The sequence below is a fragment of the Elizabethkingia occulta genome (assembly GCF_002023715.1).
Classification (GTDB): Bacteria; Bacteroidota; Bacteroidia; order Flavobacteriales; family Weeksellaceae; genus Elizabethkingia; species Elizabethkingia occulta.
Map to the genome: position 1 here is coordinate 376,195 of NZ_MAHX01000018.1, position 6,000 is coordinate 382,194.

Here is a 6,000-nt window from a genome sequence, read left to right on the forward strand (position 1 = left end):
CAAAGTTAAATAAGACTTTACTTTACTCACTAAATAATAGTTTTTGAGGCACTGAGATCCATGAATTATAAAGATTTTCATCATTGACTTGATTGACTTCAATTAATAGACAGTTAAGTCAACATTAAAAAATGTTAAAAATTTGAATTAAGAGTTTACTCTGCTTTATTCTTCAACTCATTAATAAAATAAGAAGGAGTCATTCCTGTTTCTTTTCTAAATGCATTGATGAAAACTTGTGAAGAGGCATAACCACACTCCTCGGCAAGATAACTGATTTTATATTCCCTATACAGTGGTATATTATATAGCTTATTGGAAATATAGTTTATTCTCAATTGATTAATATAACCATTAAAATTCTGATTTTTACTTTCTCGGATTATCTGAGAAAGATATTTTGGATTTGTATTAAATAGATTTGACATGTAAGAAAGAGTTAAATTCTTTCTTAGAAATTTTTCTGAAGTTTCAAATGCTTCTATCTTTTTTAAGATCGATTTCTCTTTATCAGAAGAAATATTGATTTTAACAACTTCATTATCTTCAATTTGTTCATCATTAATTAAAGGAGCACTGGCAATATCATTATTACTATCTAGTTTATCTATCAACAAAAAATATTTTTTTCTGAGTATTTTATTTCTTTCATAAAAATAAATTCCTGTTATCAATAGAACAATTCCAGCAATAACTATAGATAAGAACAAATATTTCTTCAGAATAGAAATTTCTCCTTCTGACCTTGTCGACTGATCTTCAGAATGATAAATCACTGAACCTTTCTTGACATTTGACAGGCTATCAGATAGCTGAACATATAATTTCAAATATTTATTTTGGTGAGGCAAATCATCCAGAGCATCATAAGAATCTTTTAAATTCTCATATGCATAGAGTCTTATTTCAGGATTTTTTCTATATTTTTCTACTTCAAGAAGTTTTCCTGAATATAAAATACATTTCGGATAATCTTTTTTCAAAAAATAAAAATAAGCTACCGAATAGTAAACATTCATTTCTGCTGTTCTAAATTCATTTGGATGACTTTTAGCAAAACTTAAAGTTTTAAGAAAATAATGCTCAGCCCTGTCCATTTGCGGAGGATTATGATAGAAACTATATGAATTTCCCATATTCATATTATGAAAAATAAGTAGATAAAAGTATCGTGTCTTTTGTAGTTCTGTAAGGTTATTTGTAGGTATAGCCTCTACAACATCTAGAGCTTTTTGGTAGAATGTTATAACCAAATTCTTTTCTTTTTTATTAGCATACAATGCTCCTAATACAGTATATATAGAAGACAAAAGCATTTTTCTATCTACATCATCCTGTATCTTATCATTATATTTTAAAGATATATCTAAATAATCCTTTGCCTCCCTATTCATTCCAAGCTTTGTAAATGCATCACCTTTATACATATAGGTTGCAGTAAGTATAGAATAATTTTTTAATTTTAATGCCAGCTCTTCTGCCTGATGACCATAATTTAAAGATAGGATATAATTAGACTCTAATAAGTAATGCCTTTGTAATGCAACTAGTCCTCTCAATATTCCTGATTTGTATCTTTTATTTTTAGAATATTCATATAGCTGTTTTACTTCTCCAATATTAGTTTTAAATCTTAAATCTTTCACCTCAATTTTATCAAATCTAAGAGCTACTTCAGATTCTGATAAATTTAAGGTCTGTGAATAAGAGACCTCTATTAATAAAAAACAAATAAAAAAAATTATATTTTTACAAATCATATTAACATTAAATTACCAATTTTTCACATAAAGATATTCATTAGAAACATCATTTATAAAATTAAGTTGTTATTATTTCCGTTATTATTAAATATAAAATACAACTCAATCAATTGTATAACAAATACTTTAATTTGTAAACTATAATATTTTATTTATTAAAATAGCGATTATACAATTATAAAACTATAGCTTGTTTTTTTAGTTCCTTAATAAAGTATGATGGAGTCATTCCAGTTTCTTTTCTAAACGCATTAATAAAAACTTGTGGTGAGGCATAACCACATTCCTCTGCAAGATAACTTACCTTATATTCTCTATATATTATAACATTATATAACCTATCTGAAATATAATTAATCCTCAATCGATTGATATAGTTGTTAAAATTCTGACCTTTATGATCATGGATTATCTGGGACAGGTATCGTGGATTGGTATTAAAGAGATCCGACATGTAGGAAAGTGTTAAATTTTTTCTCAAAAACTTTTGAGACGTTTCAAATGCCTCAATTTTTTTTAATAAATCTCTTTCTTTATCTGAAGAGATATTAATCTTCGGATTCTCTCGCTCTTCAACATTAACAACCACAGGTTTCGAATTCGTCTCATAATTCCTGTCTAATTTGTCTATCAATGCTAAATATTTCTCTTTAAGCATCCTATTCCTGCCATAAAGCCCCATTCCAGTTATTACTATAATTAGTCCGGAAATAACTATGCATAATGATAAATACTTTTTAAGATCAGAAATCCTTCCCATTGAATCATTTTTTTTTCTTTCAGAATACAGAACAATCGTATTGTTCTGTATTTGTGAGAGACTATCAGAAAGACTACTATATAATCTTAAATATTTATTTTGTTGAGGAAAATCATTAAGAGCACCATAAGAATCTTTTAAAATTTCATAAGTTGACAACCTTTGTTCAGGATCTTTTTCTTTTTTTTCTATTTCAAGAAGTTTTTCTGAAAATTCAATGCTTTTTGAATAATCTTTTTTCTTATAATAAAAATAAGCAACAGAATAATAAGCATCCATAGCCATTGGCTCAAAATATTGGGGAGCACTTTTTGAATAACTTAAAGTTTTTTCAAAATATGGTTCAGCTTTTTCCAATTGGGGAGGGGAAAAAAAATAGGTATAAGAATTCCCCATATTCATAGTATTTATAATAAGTAAATAATAATATTTTGTCTTCTGAACTTGATTTAGGTTTCCAACAGGTATATTTTCTATTATCTGAAGTGCTTTCTTATGGTAATAAATAACAGAATCATACTTTTTCCTTCCCTCATAAAGCCCAGCATCTGTTGCGTATATATAAGAAAAAATAATACCCCGATCCGACTTGTCAACAATTTTCTCACAGTATTTACTGGCTAAATCGAGATTTTTCTTACCCTGACGAGACATTCCTAACCTTATGTAGATATTACCTTTCTGCATATATATAATGCTGAGCATCTTAGCATTATTAAGATGCTTTGCCATAATTTCTGCTTTATTACCATAATCTAATGATGCATCATAGTCACCCTTAGTCAGAAAGTGTCTTTGAAATGCAACTAAACCTCTAAGAATTCCGGGCTTATAATTTTTACTATTATAAAAAGCATACAATCTTTTAATTTGATCAATCTCTTTAAACTTAAAATCCTTAGCTTCTATCTCATCATACTGAGAATTCATTTCAGTTGTAGATAACTTATTAGTCTGTGATCTGCAGCAAATCACTATCAACAAGCTCACAAAAACAAATAACTTATTTACAAGCATAAACACTTTATACAATTACATTCATAAATAAATATAATAATAAGTTAATTGAACACAAAATAAATGATCAAATTTTAATATTAAAACATTTTAAATAATTAAAGAAAATAACCCGATCTTAAACCTAAGCCTACAGGTCATATTTACAATACTTATTGCAGATTATACTATACATTTATTCCGAAATCATTAAATCTAATAATTATTAAATCTGAAATATTTCACTAATCTTGTCGAGTAAATATTCTAAAAGCTGTTAAAATTTTTAGCAAGGATAATTATGGCTTTCGTAAAAAATGCTTTTTTGGATTAATGCTTTCGTTTGCCCTACAAACGAGTAAAACTATTGAAATTCATAGTGGGTTTTAAAACATTTTACAAAATTTAAATGCGTTGAAATAACTATTATCATCCAGTTAACCAGATAGATAATTTTTGAAAATCGAAGATACTTATTAGATAGAAAGACTTTTATTTTAAAATAAAACTTTTCAACACTCTTTATCAGAAGATAATTTCTTTCTGGAAAATTAAATTATTAGAGAATTAAAATAAATAAAAAACTATGAAATTCATTAAGGAATTTAAAGAATTTGCAATCAAAGGTAACGCATTTGATCTTGCAGTAGGTGTAATTATCGGTGCTGCTTTTGGCAAAATAGTAACAAGTATAATTGATGATTTAATTATGCCGATTGTTGCTGCTATTGTAAGTAAGCCAGATTTCAGTAATGTTTTTTTTGCTGTAGGAAAAGGTTCTGAGCTAATACCTAAAGAAGCATCCTTAACCAAAGCAAAAGAGATAGCCCCTGATGCTGCAATATTTGCTTACGGTAACTTTATTACAGTTGCTATTAATTTTTCATTATTAGCCTTTGTTGTCTTTATAATGGTTAAGAGTATTAATCAGTTAAAAAATAAGCAAGCAGAAGACTCAAAGCCAATTGTTTCCACTTCAGAAACTTTATTAGCAGAAATTCGCGATGAACTAAGAAAGAAGTAAAACCTTAATAACAACTGCCCGATACTTTTACACAAACACCTAATTATCAAATAAATACATTAAAATGAATTAGTATTATTTTCCGTAATTATTAAATATAAGCTTTGTGATTTAATACTATTTCTAAGAATATTGCAATAAAAAAAGCCATTGAGAATATATAAGTTCAGATTACTTGCCTCAATGGATAATCTAAATTTTTAAATAAGATGAAAAAAAACAATAACGATTCTGAACATAACTTTCTTATAGGCATGACCAAAAGAGATATTATTGAAACATTGGGTGAAGGTTTTAATTACTATCCTGACGATGTATGGATTTACGAGGTAAAAAAAACATGGTGGGGAAAGAAAACGGTTCTCTTAGTATGTTTCAATAAAGAGCATATTGTAGAAGAAACACATACAAAATCCTACTTTTTTGAGTTAAAAGTCTGAATTATCTATTGTAACAATTGGTGGACAAGAAACTGTTTAATGATTAATAAAAACATTTACAGTTTCAGTGGGTAGCGAATCCCAAATCAGCTACCCACTTCTCTAATTTTTTTAAACAATCACAAAACCTAAAACAATTAATATGAAACTAAATTTTTATCTACTTTTAATTACAGCGTTCTGCTCTTTACAGTGTGAAGACAAACCTACTGGACAAGATTTAAAAAATCAGATTATTCAAAATTATAAGAATCAAAAAAATCAAATTCAAATAAAAGGAGACAGTGTAATAATTCCTGATATAAGATTAATTGTTTACCTCTCTGAAGATGCTGTACAAAAACTTCAGCAAAACAAAGAAACTGTTATTGCTTCATTGTTACTCTATGCAAGTATTGATGACGAAGATATCTTCCCAGAAGAAATAAGAAAAGAGATTGGTCCAGATGGATTAAAATTAGGCAACTTTGAAATCAGAGAAGAAAAAATTTCTAATGCCATAAATTTTAATTTTAAAAAAATAATGATATCAAAAAAATTATACAATATACTTTCAAATAAAGATATTTCAGTTAATATTAATGTATTTAGCGGTAGAAAACACTTCAAAGACAACATTCTTAACGTGGAGTCCTATGACTCTAAGCTTAGCAAGACTATTCTTAATGATAACATAATAAAGCTAAATGGTCATCTTATTGTTGATAGCATTGAAACAAAACAATACTAAACTATCTATACTTAATAAAATTGTTAACGATTTAGTGAAAATAAAATCTTCTTCTAACTTTTTTTCATAATAATACGTGATTTAGTCGATTAACAATTTTTCGGGTAGTTTCTTTTTATTTAACCATAATATTGAGCTACCCGTTTTTCGACAAAAAATTGAATTTTTATTTTAGAAATACAATAGCTGCAATTAAAGACTTCTCTAAATACCTCTAACATTCTGAAGATAAATAAAGCCGATTGTAAGTACCCCATATTTCAGACAGCTATTAATTGAGTCTTTTT

At 27.1% G+C, this 6,000-nt stretch carries 5 protein-coding genes; 3 read left to right on the top strand and 2 right to left on the bottom strand.

Features of this window, described 5'->3' with window-relative positions; all coding sequences use genetic code 11:
* Window positions 1–155: 155 nt before the first annotated feature.
* Together BAZ10_RS19295 and BAZ10_RS19300 are read right to left on the bottom strand one after the other, a co-directional pair.
* Window positions 156–1,760: a helix-turn-helix domain-containing protein gene (locus BAZ10_RS19295; protein ID WP_245803840.1), complete on the bottom strand. Its 1,605-nt coding sequence runs from the start codon at window positions 1,758–1,760 to the stop codon at window positions 156–158.
* Between the two features lie 178 nt (window positions 1,761–1,938).
* The gene (locus BAZ10_RS19300) at window positions 1,939–3,453 is read right to left on the bottom strand and encodes a helix-turn-helix transcriptional regulator (protein WP_236708426.1); all 1,515 of its coding nucleotides are present in this window, start codon (window positions 3,451–3,453) and stop codon (window positions 1,939–1,941) included.
* Between the two features lie 652 nt (window positions 3,454–4,105).
* Between BAZ10_RS19300 and mscL the strand changes: the two genes are divergently transcribed.
* The 3 genes from mscL (at window position 4,106) to BAZ10_RS15800 (ending at window position 5,713) form a co-directional block, all read left to right on the top strand.
* The gene (gene mscL / locus BAZ10_RS15790; protein WP_021347362.1) at window positions 4,106–4,543 is read left to right on the top strand and encodes a large conductance mechanosensitive channel protein MscL; all 438 of its coding nucleotides are present in this window, start codon (window positions 4,106–4,108) and stop codon (window positions 4,541–4,543) included.
* Window positions 4,544–4,752: 209 nt separating this feature from the next.
* Entirely contained in the window at window positions 4,753–4,983 is a 231-nt protein-coding gene (locus BAZ10_RS15795) for a hypothetical protein (protein WP_024568791.1), read from the top strand.
* A 142-nt stretch (window positions 4,984–5,125) separates the two neighbouring features.
* Window positions 5,126–5,713, top strand: a complete 588-nt coding sequence (locus BAZ10_RS15800) for a hypothetical protein (protein WP_021347360.1) — start codon at window positions 5,126–5,128, stop codon at window positions 5,711–5,713.
* Window positions 5,714–6,000: the final 287 nt, after the last annotated feature.